General features: G+C 46.2%; 16 protein-coding genes and 1 other annotated feature. Of the genes, 4 read left to right on the top strand and 12 right to left on the bottom strand.

Going from position 1 to position 16,805, the window contains the following annotated elements; genetic code table 11:
- Positions 1-13 precede the first annotated feature (13 nt).
- The 6 genes from asd to MKY44_RS12045 form a co-directional block, all read right to left on the bottom strand.
- Complete coding sequence (gene asd / locus MKY44_RS12070; RefSeq protein ID WP_100528950.1) at positions 14-1,099, bottom strand: aspartate-semialdehyde dehydrogenase; 1,086 nt, start codon at positions 1,097-1,099, stop codon at positions 14-16.
- A 169-nt stretch (positions 1,100-1,268) separates the two neighbouring features.
- Positions 1,269-1,546 (bottom strand) — a binding site (T-box leader).
- A gap of 189 nt (positions 1,547-1,735) precedes the next feature.
- A complete protein-coding gene (locus MKY44_RS12065; protein WP_341007220.1) occupies positions 1,736-2,581 on the bottom strand; it encodes a class I SAM-dependent methyltransferase in 846 nt (281 codons plus the stop codon).
- Positions 2,582-2,730: 149 nt separating this feature from the next.
- Positions 2,731-3,603 carry a UTP--glucose-1-phosphate uridylyltransferase GalU gene (gene galU, locus MKY44_RS12060; protein WP_341007219.1) on the bottom strand — a complete coding sequence of 291 codons (873 nt, stop codon included), beginning with the start codon at positions 3,601-3,603 and terminating at the stop codon, positions 2,731-2,733.
- A 57-nt stretch (positions 3,604-3,660) separates the two neighbouring features.
- Positions 3,661-4,053: a GtrA family protein gene (locus tag MKY44_RS12055; RefSeq protein ID WP_341007217.1), complete on the bottom strand. Its 393-nt coding sequence runs from the start codon at positions 4,051-4,053 to the stop codon at positions 3,661-3,663.
- The gene (locus tag MKY44_RS12050; protein ID WP_341007216.1) at positions 4,046-5,032 is read right to left on the bottom strand and encodes a glycosyltransferase family 2 protein; all 987 of its coding nucleotides are present in this window, start codon (positions 5,030-5,032) and stop codon (positions 4,046-4,048) included. Before MKY44_RS12050 ends, MKY44_RS12055 begins: the two co-directional genes overlap by 8 nt.
- 51 nt (positions 5,033-5,083) lie before the next feature.
- Positions 5,084-7,243 carry a glycosyltransferase family 39 protein gene (locus tag MKY44_RS12045; protein ID WP_341009837.1) on the bottom strand — a complete coding sequence of 720 codons (2,160 nt, stop codon included), beginning with the start codon at positions 7,241-7,243 and terminating at the stop codon, positions 5,084-5,086.
- 225 nt (positions 7,244-7,468) lie between these two features.
- Between MKY44_RS12045 and MKY44_RS12040 the strand changes: the two genes are divergently transcribed.
- Both MKY44_RS12040 and MKY44_RS12035 read left to right on the top strand, forming a co-directional pair.
- Positions 7,469-8,152, top strand: a complete 684-nt coding sequence (locus MKY44_RS12040; protein WP_105598555.1) for a response regulator transcription factor — start codon at positions 7,469-7,471, stop codon at positions 8,150-8,152.
- A complete protein-coding gene (locus tag MKY44_RS12035) occupies positions 8,152-9,669 on the top strand; it encodes a sensor histidine kinase (RefSeq protein ID WP_341007214.1) in 1,518 nt (505 codons plus the stop codon). Before MKY44_RS12040 ends, MKY44_RS12035 begins: the two co-directional genes overlap by 1 nt.
- Positions 9,670-10,291: 622 nt before the next feature.
- Here the strand turns inward: MKY44_RS12035 and MKY44_RS12030 are convergent.
- On the bottom strand, positions 10,292-11,002 hold the full coding sequence (locus MKY44_RS12030; protein WP_341007213.1) for an SDR family NAD(P)-dependent oxidoreductase: 711 nt from the start codon (positions 11,000-11,002) through the stop codon (positions 10,292-10,294).
- A gap of 101 nt (positions 11,003-11,103) precedes the next feature.
- On the opposite strand from MKY44_RS12030, the gene MKY44_RS12025 reads away from it, so the two are divergent.
- Complete coding sequence (locus MKY44_RS12025; protein WP_091031062.1) at positions 11,104-11,463, top strand: MerR family transcriptional regulator; 360 nt, start codon at positions 11,104-11,106, stop codon at positions 11,461-11,463.
- A 179-nt stretch (positions 11,464-11,642) separates the two neighbouring features.
- On the opposite strand, the gene MKY44_RS12020 is transcribed toward MKY44_RS12025, so the two are convergent.
- The 5 genes from MKY44_RS12020 to MKY44_RS12000 form a co-directional block, all read right to left on the bottom strand.
- On the bottom strand, positions 11,643-12,224 hold the full coding sequence (locus tag MKY44_RS12020) for a GNAT family N-acetyltransferase (protein WP_341007212.1): 582 nt from the start codon (positions 12,222-12,224) through the stop codon (positions 11,643-11,645).
- Positions 12,225-12,269: 45 nt separating this feature from the next.
- Positions 12,270-12,845 carry a GNAT family N-acetyltransferase gene (locus MKY44_RS12015; RefSeq protein WP_237175580.1) on the bottom strand — a complete coding sequence of 192 codons (576 nt, stop codon included), beginning with the start codon at positions 12,843-12,845 and terminating at the stop codon, positions 12,270-12,272.
- A gap of 167 nt (positions 12,846-13,012) precedes the next feature.
- Positions 13,013-13,312: a hypothetical protein gene (locus tag MKY44_RS12010; RefSeq protein ID WP_341007211.1), complete on the bottom strand. Its 300-nt coding sequence runs from the start codon at positions 13,310-13,312 to the stop codon at positions 13,013-13,015.
- Positions 13,313-13,472: 160 nt separating this feature from the next.
- Positions 13,473-15,236 (bottom strand): ATP-binding cassette domain-containing protein, encoded by a 1,764-nt coding sequence (locus tag MKY44_RS12005; RefSeq protein ID WP_341007210.1) that lies wholly within the window; start codon positions 15,234-15,236, stop codon positions 13,473-13,475.
- Positions 15,221-16,075 carry an ATP-binding cassette domain-containing protein gene (locus tag MKY44_RS12000; protein ID WP_341007209.1) on the bottom strand — a complete coding sequence of 285 codons (855 nt, stop codon included), beginning with the start codon at positions 16,073-16,075 and terminating at the stop codon, positions 15,221-15,223. Before MKY44_RS12000 ends, MKY44_RS12005 begins: the two co-directional genes overlap by 16 nt.
- 112 nt (positions 16,076-16,187) lie before the next feature.
- Here MKY44_RS12000 and MKY44_RS11995 point away from each other — a divergent pair, with 112 nt between their 5' ends.
- Entirely contained in the window at positions 16,188-16,778 is a 591-nt protein-coding gene (locus tag MKY44_RS11995) for a biotin transporter BioY (RefSeq protein ID WP_215075083.1), read from the top strand.
- Positions 16,779-16,805: the final 27 nt, after the last annotated feature.

Raw genomic sequence — 16,805 nt, 5'->3', positions numbered from 1 at the left:
GATGCCTTTGCACTTATTTCGGTTGAATATATCCTTCAGCTTTGAGTAGTTCTGCGATCAGAACCGCACCACCTGCTGCTCCGCGGAGCGTGTTGTGGGACAATCCAACGAATTTGTAGTCATAGAGTGAGTCTTCGCGCAGTCTACCTGTGGAGACACCCATTCCGCGTTCAATATCACGATCCAGTTTTGTCTGCGGTCTGTTCTCTTCTTCAAAGTACGTAATGAATTGTTTTGGTGCACTTGGCAGAGCCAGCTCCTGTGGGCGACCTTTAAACTGCAACCAACGCTCCAGAATTTCGTCTTTGCTTGGTTTTTTCTCGAAGTTTACAAACACGGTAGCCAGATGCCCATCCGTTACAGGAACACGAATACATTGGGTTGTAATTAATGGAGCCGATGCTTTGACGATCTGATTGTTTTCGATGCTACCCCAGATCCGCAGTGGCTCCTGCTCACTCTTCTCTTCTTCGCCACCGATGTATGGAATGACATTATCGAGCATATCAGGCCAGTCCGTAAAGTTCTTACCTGCTCCCGAGATTGCTTGATACGTGGAAGCAACAACCTGAGTCGGGTTGAACTCACGCAAGGCGTGCAGTGCAGGCACATAACTCTGAATCGAGCAGTTTGGTTTTACAGCAATGAATCCGGTTTTTGTGCCCAGACGTTTGCGTTGAGCTTCAATAACATCCAGATGTCCCGGGTTAATCTCAGGGATCACCATTGGTACATCTGCTGTCCAGCGGTGAGCCGAGTTATTGGACACGACAGGTGTGCCTGTTCTAGCGTAAGCTTCTTCGAGTGCTTGAATTTCATTCTTTTTCATATCAACCGCACAGAAAATAAAATCAACCTGGCTGGCAAAAGCCTCAACCTGGGAAGCATCCTGAACAACGATTTTCTTCACAGCTTCCGGAATAGGAACTGCGAGTTTCCATCTGCCTTGTACGGATTCTTCATATGTTTTACCTGCCGAATTGGCGCTTGCAGAAATAGCTGTTACTTCAAACCATGGATGTTGATCGAGCAGGTCTACAAAACGCTGACCTACCATTCCCGTTCCACCGACGATACCAACTTTCAATTTTGCTGACATTCAATCATCATTTCCTTTCGGTTTAAGTGATTCTTCTCTTCAAATCAATTTCATAACTCACTAAAAACGTATTATGAAATTGACTTCCTAATTAACACTATTCAGGCAATTCCAAAGCGTGTAGTCACACCCCGGAAAAACCAAAAAATCCCATCCCCAAGACAATAGTCTCAGGGACGAGATTGAACTCTCGTGGTACCACCCAGATTCGCCAATATGTCACCATATCCGCCTCTTCAAGTAAAGGTTTACAACCATGTTGAAAGCTGTAGACCGTTAATACTCTAGCTCTGTAACAGGAGCTCCTGTCACACCATCCCTTAAATGCTAAGTTCCGATGTGCTGCTCTGAGTCTTTATTCAATAAAAAGTTCTTTACTCCTTTTCAGCTACCGGAGCTCTCTTTGAAAGAATGAATTTTATCTACTCGTCTCTTCGTCGCATTTGATATTGCGATTATAATATCAAAATTACTGTGATGAAGTAAACACATTTTTTTAGATCATGGAATTTATATGTTTCCAGCGGAGCTGAACCATTCAATTATCACAAGAAAAACTTCAGCTAAACGGTCTGTCTTTTGTATAAAGTACGTGATGGACTTTTTTCTTATAATATACTGCAAATAGCTATTTCTTTACTGCTTTTTGGCAACCATCGCATACGTTCCCAGTGGGCTCCCAGGCCCCGAGGCATGATGTGTCTTAAGTAATTTCAGTTCGGAAAGAAGAAGTGTCTTTACTTTGTCCGGGATCGGAAGCAGTTTCAGTTCCACAGACGCTTCTGCCAGTGTCATTTCGGTTTCCCAGCGACCGTCCTGCAGCTCAGGAGAATGGATCGAAGTCTCTTCCTTAATCGTCCAGCCTGCCGCAGAGACAAGCTCTTGGATGTCCTCCGGTGTAAAAAGCGTGCGCACATTGGAGAAGCTGTTCTCCTTGTAACATTCGACCTGAGACTGAATCAGAACGGATAACCAGTGTGAGAGCTGGCTCACATCTGTAACTCGCGCATCCCATTCTGCAAAACATAACTGATGTCCCCATTTCCTAACCTTGCTAAGAATCTGGGCGAGTTCGTCAAACGATTTCAAGTACCAAGAACAGTGGGAAAGTACGATCACATCAAACTCATTCTCGGCGAAGTGAGCCTGATCACTTAGTATGTCAAAATCATAATCCATTCGAATTCGATCACCCAACGGAGATCTCCGTAGCTTGGCTGCCGCTTCCCCTACGGTCAGCGGTGCACCATAATCCTCTGGTGCAATATCTACACCATGAACGTATCCATTCTCCCCTACCAGATGTGCAAGCACGGCCGTTGTATCTCCCTGACCACATCCGATTTCCAGAACACGGCTACCTTCCTGTATTCCCCAAAAGAGTCCCAGTTTCATCCGATGCTCGGTCTGAATGTACTGAATAGCGGCGTTGTCCTCCACGTCCATATACTTAATAAGGTCCCTGATGATAGATTCATTCATGTTTCCTCACTCCTCAAAGAGCAACTTGAATTTCTTGCTAATTGTAGCGTTACTGGAATAATTGTACAACACTAGAGTCTATGACAGAACCACGGCACGGAGGAGAACCCGTCCTACAGTAGATCTAAACCTCTGCTACATATCATTCCCTATGCCCACTGGGTTGCAAGCTTCTGAAGATAGGGTGTCAGCATGGGCTGTAATTCCTTGCGCAACAGTCCAATCTCCAAGATCGCCTGAATATATCCGAATTGATCGCCTATATCGTAGCGACGCCCCTCCAGTTCAAGGGCCAACAGTTCCTCCACCTGACTCACTTCTTTCAAGGCATCCGTTAACTGATATTCCCCTCCAGCCCCTCTCTCGATCTGATCCAGAATAGGAAAGATGGAAGGTTTCAGAATGTATCGTCCCATTACAGCTGTTCGGGATGGTGCTTCTGCAAGGGATGGTTTTTCGACCAGATTGGTGACTCGGTGAACCCGGTCCTCTGCACCACTCGAATCAATGATGCCATATTTGCTCACATTTGCCGCGTCTACTTGACGGACACCGATGATCTGATTGCCTGTCTTTTCATAAAGATGGACCATCTGTGCAAGTGCAGGCGGATCAGACACCATAATGTCATCTCCCAGCAGTACAGCGAAGGCATCATCCCCTACAAATTGCCGTGCACACCCAATGGCATGTCCCAGACCTAGCGGTTCTTTTTGACGAATAAAATGAATATTTGCCATCTCGCTGATCGCCTGCACCTCTTCCAGTAAAGACTGTTTGCCCTTGGCATACAAAGAGTGTTCAAGTTCAACCGATTTATCAAAATGGTCTTCTATGGATTTTTTGTTGCGTCCAGTCACAATGAGGATATTCTCAATGCCTGATTGCACTGCTTCTTCAACAATGTATTGGATGGCCGGTTTGTCTACAATCGGTAACATCTCTTTAGGCTGAGCTTTGGTCGCTGGCAGGAAACGGGTTCCGAGACCCGCTGCCGGAATAACTGCTTTTTTAATTCGCATATCATCATACACTCCTTTCATTTGCTTCTTATAACCAATATTGCACGCTGTGGGCAGTTAAGTAGCGATACGAAACACCCAATATCTGCTGGCCATATAGTTCAGAACCATTCCCATTAAGGTAGCCAGGATCTTGCTTATCACGAGACTCCAACCCAGCATGTCGTGCAAAGTCATCAGAATCAGCGCGGATAACGCGAGAACAACGAGATTGGTGATTAGAAAACGAATAAGTTTCGCTCTATCGCCGCCCCCTTGTGCTGTATCACGAAAAGTCCACCTGCCATTCAGCCAATAACTGTTCGCAACACCGCAGCTGTACGAGATTACTTGAGCAATCAGAACCGGCACACCGACCACTGCGAGTAAAGCAAACACCACCGCATCGACTGCCGTATTCGTAACACCCACAATACCGAACTTGAAGAGTGTCACCAGACGCTTAGTCATGATGAGCAACTCGGGCTGTCAATCGGGATTGCGCTTGCTGGCCCTCGGCCTGAACTACATCTCTCACAATGTATAGCGGACGCGCCTTGGTCTCATCATAGATTCGGCCAACGTACTCGCCCAGAATGCCCAGCATGATCAGGATGAATCCGTTAAACATCAGCATGATACTCACAATAGATGGCCATCCCTTAATCGTTGAATCCGTAAATATGGCCGAGACAATAACCGTTAACATATAGATGAATCCGCCTACCGACAGGATCGCACCTACATAACCTGCAAGCTTGAGTGGTTTATGCGAAAATGACGTAATGCCATCCAGGCTTAGCTTCAACATGCGTTTCAACGGATATTTTGTTTCGCCTGCCAGACGTTCATCGCGTTCATATTCAATCGCAGTCTGACGAAATCCGACCCAACTGACCAACCCGCGCACAAACCGGTTTTTCTCCGGAAGACGTTTCATCTCATCACATACCTTGCGGTCAATCAGGCGAAAATCTCCGGTGTCTACCGGGATATCCGTATCCGTTGAGGCACGAAGGACACGATAGAACAAACTTGCCGACCATTTCTTGAAGCGAGTTTCCCCGCTACGTCTGGTGCGACGTGCATATACGACTTCATAGCCCTCTTTCCATTTGGCGATCATATCCAGTATCAGTTCGGGAGGGTCCTGCAGATCCGCATCAATAATAACCACCGCATCCCCCACTGCATAATCCATACCCGCTGTTATCGCAATCTGATGTCCAAAGTTACGGGCAAAATCGATCAGCTTCACACTCTCGTCCCAACGGGCGTAATCACGGATCATCTGTGCACTTCGATCCACGCTTCCATCATTGACAAACAACAGTTCATAGCTCTCTCCCGTGCTGCCCATGACCTTCTTCAGACGCCGATAAGTCTCCTCGATCACCGCTTCCTCGTTATACATGGGAATAATAATGCTGTATCGGTACGCTTGAGCCATGTTTGTCCCCTCCCTTTTCCAATGGATTTCGTTCGAGATTTTCATTTCAGTTTATAATTTCACTTCGTACAAGGTGGTCTGTCCACCAAATCCGAATCCAAATCCAGCTTCATTCTCCGTGTCTCCGTTATCCATAGATCCGCTGTCGGTGCCTGTCTGCCATTCTGAGGCTGGAATCTCGGTTCCGTGCTCTTTGATCCAATCGCTAATATCCGAGTTCCCTCCGCGGCCACCCATGCCACCAACCATGAAGTATTTCACTTGCCCGCTCTTGACGAGTTGCTCAAGTTCCTCTGTTGTGTACACCGGGTCTGACCCGGAGAAACCTCCAAGCGTAATTACCGATGCTTTTTCGTCGATAATATAAGGTGCTGCCTGATTATAGTCCGTAGTGGCGAAGAGATACGTTTCGCCTGTATTGTGCTCTTTCAGATAATTCAGTGTGGCTGTATCCACTTCTTCGTTACGGTTCCCCATTCCGCCACGGCCACCCATTGTAGGCATTTCCGTGTCTCCTGCACCGTTACCCATCGGCATGCCCATTCCTGCTCCACCAAACATACCATTGGAACCAGTAGGTCCTGCTGCCGGAATCATGCTGTTGCCACCGTAAGTGATTGGGGTGAATGCCCAGTAGATTGGACCGATCAGCATCACTATGAATCCCGCGATAATGAAGCCCTGTTTCCATTGATGTGTGCGATGAAGCATACCAACAAGGATGACCGTGACCAGAATGCCTGCGATCAATTCACTAATGGACCAGCCTGCACCAATCGTATCGTTATACGCCTGCATGATATACCAGCCGAACAGAGTCGTCAGCAGCACGGACACCGGAAGCAACCAGGCCAGCCAGCCATTGCGATCACGATATGACTTCCACATCGCTACAAATCCTGCGCCAGACAGCGCCGCAATTGGAGGTGCAAGCATAATCAGATAATATTGATGGAAGAAACCTGCCACACTGAAAAAGGCAGCAACGGGAAGCAGCCAGGCCAGCCAGAACAAGGCCTCCTTGTGTTTGTTGGTTATATTTCTTCGTCTTAATCCTGCAAATAGGGCAATGCTTCCAAGCAGCACAACTGGCAACAGCCAGCTAGCTTGACCTGACAGTTCAGTCTGGAACAGACGCAGAGGACCTTTTTCCCCCGTACCAAACATTCCTCCCATGCCTCCGCCGAAATTTCTTCCATTTGGCATTTCCATATCATTCGGCATCTGTCCGTTCGGGAAATTGCCATTCGGCCCATTCATGCCGCCCATGGCGTTCAAGCCGTTCGAACCATTCATTTTATCGTTATCCGGTGCATTGACATCTTGCCCAGCACCAGGAACACCACTATCTGTCTGATTAGGGCCTGAAGACAAGTCTCCTCGATTGCCCCGATTATTTCCCTGTCCCATACCATTTGGCATACCTGCGTTACCTGCAGTATTCTGCTGACCCGTTAGGCGAGCCAGTCCATTGTATCCAAAGGCGAGTTCCATGACCGAGTTTGTCTCACTGCTGCCGATATAAGGCCGCTCGTCTTCGGGGATAGAATCCACAGTGACCGCCCAGGATAAGGAAACGACCGCCAGAACCGCTGTGCTGCCGATCAGCAGGATGATCTTCCTTCTCCATTTCGCCTGAAATGCAAGCAGATAGAACAAGTAAAAAGCCGGGAGAATCATGTAGGCTTGAAGCATTTTCATATTAAAGGCTACGCCTATTAACCCAAAGGCAACCAGAATGCGCCAAGTACTGCCTTGTTTGCTGCCTTTGAACAAAAACCATGAACCCAGCAGTAGTGTAAACACCAGCATGCTGTCAATATTGTTGGTCCGGCTGACTGCCGCCACAACAGGCACAGTTGCCATCGCAAGTGCCGAGATTCGTGCTGCTGCAAGACCATATGTAGGTTTCACCATGAAATAGATCAGGAGCACCGAACCGATTCCCGCTAATACCTGCGGCAAAATAACACTCCATCCGTGCAATCCAAAGACATAGGCAAAGGCCGTCTGGATCCAGAAGACAACAGGTGGTTTATCTACAGTGACCGAGCCTGCCGAGTCTAGTGAAGCATAGAAAAAGTTATGGAAGTTGCTGAGCATACTCCCAACGGCAGTCGTATAATAGGAATTGGCATATTGATCGTTCCAGATACCGTACCCATTTAGAAATGCCGCCAGTAATACAATCGGCAGAAGGACAAAATCCATCCTTCTTTTGGTGTTATTCAAAGTTAATCACTCCTTCAAAGTTCTTCATGTCTAGTATTGTGACATGCCAAAATAAAACTGGGATGAGTGCCCGCTGAATGTTGTCTGAGGATAATTCACAATCCTTTCAGCTAAATTTCAGTTTGGCAAGCGATAATACAACATACAGTCCCTCCGAAGTGAGGGAGAAATCTAGATGGATCAGGCAAGGAGAGAAGGCACATTATGAAGCTTAGCAGCGGAATTAAAATACTATTGGCTGATGATGAACCGCATATTTTACAATTTCTAGAGCTTGGATTAAGCAATGAGGGCTTTGATGTGCGCACCGCACCAGATGGAGCGGCTGCGCTTGAGTTGGCGCTTGAATTCAGGCCACATATGGCTATTCTGGATGTCATGATGCCAGAGATGGATGGTTTCGAAGTGGTCGAGCGTCTGCGTAAGACCGGTGCCGAGGTTGGCGTAATTATGCTGACAGCGAAGGATGAAGTCGAGAATCGGGTTAAGGGCCTTTGGTTAGGTGCTGACGATTACATGATCAAACCCTTTGCCTTTGACGAACTGCTCGCCCGGATTCAGGCCAGACTGCGTAATCAATTTCCTTTATTAATAGGAGCCGTCACCCACGGTCCTTTCCGAATTGATGATCAGCGCAAAGAAATCACCTATCAGAATCAGGTCCTGGAGTTATCTCCTACCGAATACGAATTGCTAAAATTCATTGTGCTTAATCATGGGATCGTTCTTAGCAAAGCGACCATTCTGAGCAGGGTGTGGGGGTATGATTTTGGTGGGGAAGAAAATATTGTGGAGGTATACGTTCGCTCCTTGCGCGACAAACTCGGGGATAAAGAGCATAAACTCATTCGCACGCTTCGGGGTGTCGGGTACAGGGTGGATCTCTGATGAACTCGCTGCCTAAGAAAAATAAACTTCATTTAAGACGTCTTCACCAATGGATCTGGCCTCATTCACTGCGTTCTCAATTGCTCTCACGTTCCCTGTTCGTGCTTGCTGGGCTGTTATTGTTAATCGGTATCCTGCAATTCTGGATCATGGAAAGTTTTCTCTACCGGAACCAGGCAAAAACCATGGAAGAACAGCTCATGTCCATGCCCCCGGTTTGGCTCGGAATCCAGTCACGTAGCGGCTCTTCTAACAATCCTTTCGGTGGACAGGCAGGAAACGGGTCTGGTAATCGGGTGCTGTTTATTCCTGACCGTTCATTGGCTCTGTTTGATAACCAGGGTACGTTCGAGGATGTTTTTGGGGAAGATGGTCTGAAAGCCCCTCAACTATCAACCGCTGAATATCAGGACATAACAGATGAGTTGAAAGAACAAAAACACATTCCCTACCGGATTGTCACGGATAGCCAAGGGAATGAGCAATTGATTGTATTCGCTTCACCCGGTCCACGCAATCGCGGTTTACCGATGGTCCAGATGGGAACGGCTACGAAGCCACTTAGAGACTTGATTATTAAACAGCTTCTGATTTTCCTCATGTTATCGCTGTTGGCCATGGTAGCCGGTCTTGTTCTATACACTAAGGTATTACGCCGGACGCTGGTTCCCCTGTCCAATATGGTGAATAAAGTACAGCAGATCGACGCAGGCAGCCTCGCAGAACGCCTTCCCGTCGTTCAGGGACAAGAGGAAGTGGATCAGCTCGCAGTTTCATTCAATGGTATGCTTGAAAGACTGGAGAACTCGTTTGAAGCGGAGCGGGAATCGAAAGAGCAGATGCAGCGTTTCTTGTCTGATGCTTCCCATGAGCTTCGTACCCCGCTCACCTCCATTCACGGCTTCATTGAAGTTCTACAGCGGGGTGCAGCGACCAATCAAGATCAATTGTATAAAGCACTGGACAGTATGCACGGCGAATCCGTACGCATTAACAAGCTGGTTGAAGATTTGCTGTTACTAACCAAACTGGATCAGGCTCCAAAGCAGGAGCGGGAGGTCATTCAACTAGACAGTCTGCTGCTCGAAATGCAACCACAACTCGCCATGATGGCTCAGCAAAGATCCATTCACCTTGACCTGACGGCTGAAGTGTATGTACTGGCTGACCCTTACAAGCTGAAACAGGTTGTGCTGAATCTGTTCCATAATGCGGTGCAGCACACCGATTCTGAGCATGGAGCCATCTCCATAACATTATATGCCACGCACCATAAGGCTGAATTGTCAGTGAAGGATAACGGTACAGGCATTGAACCTGAACATCTGCCGCATATTTTTGAGCGATTTTACCGCACAAGCACTTCTCGTTCGCGAAAACAAGGAGGCGCAGGTCTCGGTCTAGCCATTACCCGCTCGATTGTAGAGTCGCATGGTGGGAAAATTACCGTACAAAGTCAGGTAGGCTTGGGAACTGAATTTATGATTTTGATGCCGCTGCATAAGACTGATGTCTAAGCTGAGCGTCGGCTGCAAATAGGCTATAAGTTGACTATAAGCAGCTCTACGTAAGATCTACTTGATCATTACGTGAGCTCTAGTCAAGCTCTCCAAACTCTGCTTTTCTTCCATTTTAATTTTGGCTTTTCATTGCATGACAAATCCCCCACTCATTTCGGTTTAGAAATGAAAGGGGGATTCTTTTTTATCCGATTGATAGAGTGCAGAGTAAGTAGTAGCTCAATTGGTCTCAGGCTTTCGCACTTTCAGGCTAACGAATCTGAGACGTCTTATTCAAGCATTTGGAGCGTCCACAGAGATCTAATGAACCTGAGCCACGTTATATTAGAATAAACAACCGTTTACTGCGTTTTTCTCAGGGGATTTCGGAAAATAGCGTGTCTGATGTTCCTTACAATTTAAGAAGCGTACCTAGAGGCTGAATAAGACGTTCTGAGTTCGTTAGAAAATCGTCTAGGCATTCACTAAAATTAGCCAGGATCAGCTATCTTGGACCTCAAGACTTTTGAGACAATGGTATCAATCATCGAATAGCTTGCCTAAGTTTGAATTTGAGTTTGAGCTTGAAGACACGCTCTAAAATGCATCTCGATCTATTGTTACTTTTGGCAACGGTGGATTACCAAGGGTACACGCCATTCTCATCTAGGAATTCTCCGTTATGGCGTTTGCCATCTGTCGCATAGCGCACAATAATCGCAGCGCCGGCTTCTTTTGATTTACCACCTTCGGCATTGCCGTTAAGATCTGTTGATGTGAATCCAGGCGTTACTGCAAAGACTTGAGCCCTGCTGTTTTTCACTTCATAAGCCATTGAAAGTGTCATGGCACTGTTAGCCGTTTTGGATGAGTTATAGTCGAAAGCGTTTAAAGTAAATTCCGCATTTTGCATATGGTCCAGGGAAGCCATGTCGGTCGATACATTAATGATTGTACCTTCATTATCTTTGATTAACGGGAACAAGCGCTGATTCAAACGGAACGTGCCGAAAAAGTTCACTTCGAAGGCGTTCCGCAGATCTTCCTCTTTTGTATCCGTGAAGGAATGAGAGAACGCACCAGGCATACCCGCGTTATTGATTAGAAGGTTTATTGCGGGATAAGTCTTATGAATCGTATCGGCTGCCTGCTCAATGCTCTTCAAGTCGATCATGTCGATCTGTACAAATTCTACATCTAACCCCCTGGAAGTTAACTCTGAAACAGCTGCTTCCCCTCGTTCGACACTGCGTGCGCCGAGGATAACTTTCCAACCTGCTTCACCCAACTGCTTTACGATTTCATATCCAATCCCTTTATTTGCTCCGGTTACAAAAACAGTATTTTTCATGCGAATCCTTCTTTCCCTAATTTGATTTTTATTTAACAATGTATAAGTTACTATGCTACACTTAGTGTAGGTCAAATTATTTTTATAAAAGGGAGATTCACATGTTAACGATTGGAGAAGTAGCGAAAAAAGTTGAGATTTCCATTGGAGCGATCCGCTTTTATGAAAGAAAGGGACTGCTGAAACCTGCTGCACGAAATGAGCAGAATAACCGTCTTTATTTGGAGGAGGATCTGAACTGGCTGGTTTTTATCAAATGCCTTCGTGAAACCGGGATGAGTGTGGAAGACATCAAAAAGTATTATGATCAGGTCAATGAAGGAACCTCCACGCTGAAGGAAAGAACAAAACTGATTGAGGATCAAAAGCAAAAGTTGCTGAATGATATCGAGGAGAAAAAAGCGCAGCTTGTTCATTTGGATAACAAACTGGAGCGCTATTATCGAGGAGAAAATTATTAATATAAGCCTTATGCGATAGATTAACCTTTTGCATTTATGTAAGGGAGCACGTATCCTAACAAGGTTTCCTCAGTAGCTTCTTAAAATAAATACAAAAAAGATCAGACAGCCAGAGCAATAACTGTCCAACCTGATCCGAAACTTTCATTTTATAGCCCTTCACTATGGACTACGTTCTATTAAAATTGGCCTTGTTGCTTACGCAGGTGGTAATGGTTATACTTTTCATCCTCGATCTCGATCGAGCTGACCCGTTCAAAATTACATTTCTGTATCACCTTATTGGATGCTGGATTGGTAGTCAAAGCGATGGCATTTAACACTTCCACGTTTGTATGTTCAAACAAGTACTCCGTCATTCCTTTGAGCGCCTGCGTGGTGTAACCACGATTTCTGAAGTGTTTCGAAATACCGTACATAATCTCCCGATTGGGTGCTGGCAGTTCGTCCTTAATCCCTGAGCAACACCATCCTATAAACTCATCATTTTCTTTGAGTACGATAGCCATACGTAAGTATAAATCTCCGATGTCTCCTCCCGCCACCACAGCTTGTTTAAAACGCTGATTCTCAGGAATTTCATATTCGGTGAGCCACAGGCTCCTATCTTCAATCGTAGCGTTCCATCCCGGTAAGAATTCATACACCTCAGGTTGCCACGTAATTTCTTGCAGTTTCTCTAAATCTTCAATTCGATACTCACGCAAATAAATATCCTTGGAATCGATGATTAATTCATCGGTTAGTATGGGTTGGTTCATAGTTCCTCCTACTACACACTTAATTTCAGCTTATTAGCCTTTACTTCAAACAAGGCCCTCTTTTTCCATAAACTCATCTTTGGTTAATCCAAAGAGGATCAGATCCTGGTATTTTCCATCCGTGTAGATCACCTGGCGACGCACACCTTCCTGAACACATCCAAGTTTTCTCATCATCGCTGCGGAAGGTTCATTTCCCTCGAGTACATAATCATTAAATTTGTTGAGCCTGCGCTCGAAGAAGGCATACTTCAGCAAGATTCGAACGGCTCTGGTTCCGTATCCTTTTCCTCGATGATCCCTGTCAATTTGAATGCCAATGCTAAAGGTACCGTTCCTTTCATCAATGCTGTTCAGATTCACACCTCCGACATTTTCACCATCCATATTTACAATTGTAAACATGATCCGTCCTTTGGCTAAAGAAAAATCAGAGAAGTTTTCCGTGAAACTCTTCGCTTCAACATGGGTTGGCGGCAACTCAACTGCACACTCCAATAACCGACGGGCAGGTGTATCAAAGCGGTTATAATAATGGTCTTCCCAATCTTCCTCACGCAACGCACGGAGTCTGATCTTATCATCCTGCCAGAAATATTGACTATAATCGATCTCTCTCATTCCAAGTCCCCCCGCATATTCAACCATATTTTTACTTCGAGCTACACATATAATAACCCATAATGTGGAATTGGAGGAGATTTTATTTTCATTAAACACAACGAAAATAACCCCCGAACAGGATAAAACCTGTCGGAGGCTACGCTCTATTTTATATCAAAATCTCATTACGATTCTTCCGTATATTGAGGCTTGGACACGTTATCCGGAACCGTTTCGTCAAAAACATCCTGACCCGGATACTCCCGTACTTCTCCCTCGTGAAGCTCATGATTTTCATAATCAAAACGATGTGCAGACCGCTGATCTGCCCGCCACGGAGAACTTTTGCCAAGAGACTCGGATAGTAAAGATGAACCGTAAGGGCCCTCCGGGAATTCTTCGAGTGTGATATCGTTTCGTTGCGACTCCACCGTAGACACATCGGTATATTCTTGCCGTTCTTCACGCAAAAACTTATCTTTCATCGTTTATCCCTCCTGATCCGCTGCCAGATGATCAACGCACACTTATTGTGAGCGAGGACTCACGAAATTATGCATCATTATTGGAAAAGACTGCGTTTATGGTTCTAATCCATCAACTTATTCATCACCGGATTAATCACGTTAATCATCACTATCACAGTTAGCGAATCCATACTAATAGTACAAAAACAATGAGGCCGGCCATGCTAATCCAGGTATCTCGTTTAGACCATACCAATAACGATGAACGTCCTCCGAGCGTAGAGTGCTCTCTAACTTTACGCATTTCCATCGCAATGGTCATATCCTCTGCACGTTGGAACAGTGCCATCAATAAGGGAATCACCATGGGACCCAGGTCACGAATTCGCACGGTATTTGGTCTTAATGCTGCCTTTCCACGTGCCCGTACAATCAGTGAGAATCGCTGCCACTCACTCCAGATCATCGGGATAAACCGAAAGATTAACGATACAGCAAGTGCAAACGAAGCTACGGGCAGCCTGATTTTTTTACCGATACCGAGTACCCAGTTCAGCCCTTCTACCATTCGCCCATAAGGTGTCGTCAACGAAAACCAAAGGCTTGCCAATGTGACGATAAACAAACGATACACGTTCAGCAAAGTGCCCTCCGCCTGCATCAGGGAAAAACCAAAGTGCAGACCTCCTCCTTCTGTTGAAAGAGTTGTCCCAGATAACGCCGTTGATATGATGAAAAAGAATAATAACGGCTTCATTAACTTCATACACCCAGCCAAAGTCTGACGCGGGAGCACGGCAAGTGCTGCTACTACCGGCACCAGTGTTAAAGTCAATCCCAGCCAGCGCTGTTGAAGCATAGTTGCGGTGACCAGCAAAATATACAAAATCCATTTCAGACGCGGGTCCATAACGCCATATAATCCGCCTGAATGAGTCAATGTGTTCGGAAGAAGCTTTGGATCATCTTCCGCTTCAAAGGACGACCGCATCAGTGCTTCTTTTTCATACTTCATTACATCGCTCTTGACTTCCATCGTTACCGTCCCTGATGTTTCTTTCGATTCGTTTTGAATCTGTACTTCAACTGACTTGGACTGAACAATACATTCAGCCATCTCCTCTGGCGTCATTGTGGTCAATGGCAGCTCAAGACCCACTGCTCTAAACTGCTGTGCCAATCTCATCGATGGTGGCAATCCGATCCCTGTCTGCTCCAGCAGTTCAGGTCTTTTGTGAAGTTCTCTCGGCGTAAGATCGGCGATTAGACGGCCTTCCTGCAACAACAATACTCGATCCGCACAAGGCAAAAATGTATCCAGATCATGGGTTGCTACCACAACCCCACCACCTGCCAGACGATGTTGCTCCAATACATCCAGCAAAAGCCCGACACTTTGCGCTTCCAACCCTGCGCTCGGCTCATCCAGCAGAAGCCAGTGTGGATTGGTCACACTTCCGAGAGCAAGACCTAACCTGCGTTTCTCTCCCCCACTTAGAGCAAATGGCGACCTGTCCAGATGAAAACGTCGGTCCAACTCCGAGGATACTGGCGGGTCCCATTGGTTCAGTGCTTTTGTGATCTGCTCTTGTTGCTGTTTCTCTGAAAGTCGATAGGGACGCAGAGAATATGTGAATTCACGCTGAATACTTCGGGCAAACAGTTGTTGTTCCGGAAATTGAAACAATAGTCCCATTTGCAATAAAATCGACTGCGGCACTTTTCCTTCTTTCCATAAAGGTGTGCCATCCAATGTGATACTTCCTGCATCGGGCGGTCTCAGACCAGCCAACGTCTGTAGTAAAGTCGTTTTTCCTGAACCCGTACAGCCCAGCAGCAAGGTGATTTCCCCACTGTTCAACTGTACACTCACATCTTCAAGCAGTGCACGTTTGCTCGATTCCGATGCTTCTATACGTATATTGGTTAGTTCGATCTCCAACGTGCGACCTCCTTAGCCAGTTGCTCAGGTCGCAGTGGCATGGCTTCTGGCATCATACCTTTTTGCTTGAGCAATAACGCAGTTTTTACAGTAAAAGGGGGGTCCAATCCTAACCGTTCACAGGGGGATAGCTGCTCATTTTCCCGAGTAGCCTTCTCATTCAGCTCTGTTTCATAGAAAAAGGACTCGGGCTCCCCGTTGTACACACAACGTCCCCTCTCCATAGCAATGATTCGATCACACAGGGTTGCTTCCTCCAGATGGTGTGTAATCCAGATCACCGTTGTCCCCCGCTGGGTAATCTTCTGAACGATGGCCTCGATACGGTCTCTTGCTCCCGGATCAAGCATGGCTGTTGGCTCATCCAGAATCAATATATCCGGTTTGGCTGCGAGCGCTACAGCAATATTAAGCAGTTGTTTCTGTCCACCGGATAATTGTGAGACAGCCTTCTCCGGGGGATATTGAAGTCCTACGGTATGTAATGCATCCTGCCTGCGCTCCAATTGCTCTTCTACAGAATCCATCAATGGTGACAGCGCAAAATGAAACTCCTCTTCAATCGTATCGCCTAGTACCTGTGCATCCGGTTGCTGCAATACACCTCGAACGGTAAGTTCATCCGAGATATCCCGTACCCCTCCCGATAGCGGAATGAAACCGATCAGTAGTCCAGCGAGTGTGCTTTTTCCACTGCCATTCGCTCCTACAATACTAATCCATTCTCCTTGGTGCAGCTTAAGTGAGACCCCATCCAGTGCTTTCCTCACCTGACTACCTTCGGAAGCATAATGCACCCGAACATCTTCTAATATCATTATTGGCAGTTTGCCTTGCATTGTAAATTAGTCCTTTCCCTTTCTATTGTTATGTGGTACGATCCTAATCGTTAACCACATTTAAATAATTGGTTAACAATCATATTACCAAAATGGAGAGGATTGTTCAAACATGAAATTATCTTTGCGAGGTATTGTATTCAGCGCACTTATGGCCGCAATTTTAGTACTTTTTGGTTACATAAGCATTCCCATTGGCTTCTCCCCAGTACCGATAACATTACAAACTTTGGCTGTCATGCTGGCCGGAGGATTACTTGGTCCACTCTATGGTTTTCTAAGTGTCACGATGGTTGTTCTGCTCACCGCTCTTGGATTCCCCTTGCTACACGGGACCGGAGGACTTGCAGTACTGCTTGGACCTACCGGAGGATATGTGATGATGTGGCCGTTCTCCGCATTATTGATTGGACTGTTGCTTGCACGAATCAACATCAAAGGTGTCACAGGATTCATTCTCGCTTTTGTCGTATTTGAACTATTTGGTTCACTGCTCGTGTATGTATCTGGTGTGCCTTGGCTTGCTTATGCTTACAAAATGGACCTACCTGAGGCCATGATTCAAGGGTTTTATCCTTACATTATTGGTGATCTGATCAAGGCTGTATTTGCTGCCATCATCATTGCGCCCGTGCGCATGGTTTTCCCACCACAACGTCTCACAGGTAACATGCATTCAACGGTTATAAAAGCGGATTCATAATAGAAGCTACATATCCTATTAGATCAC

This window comes from Paenibacillus sp. FSL R7-0026 (assembly GCF_038004485.1).
Taxonomy (GTDB): Bacteria; Bacillota; Bacilli; order Paenibacillales; family Paenibacillaceae; genus Paenibacillus; species Paenibacillus xylanexedens_A.
Note: the sequence above shows the minus strand (reverse complement) of the source record. Positions and strands in the feature narration are given on the sequence as shown.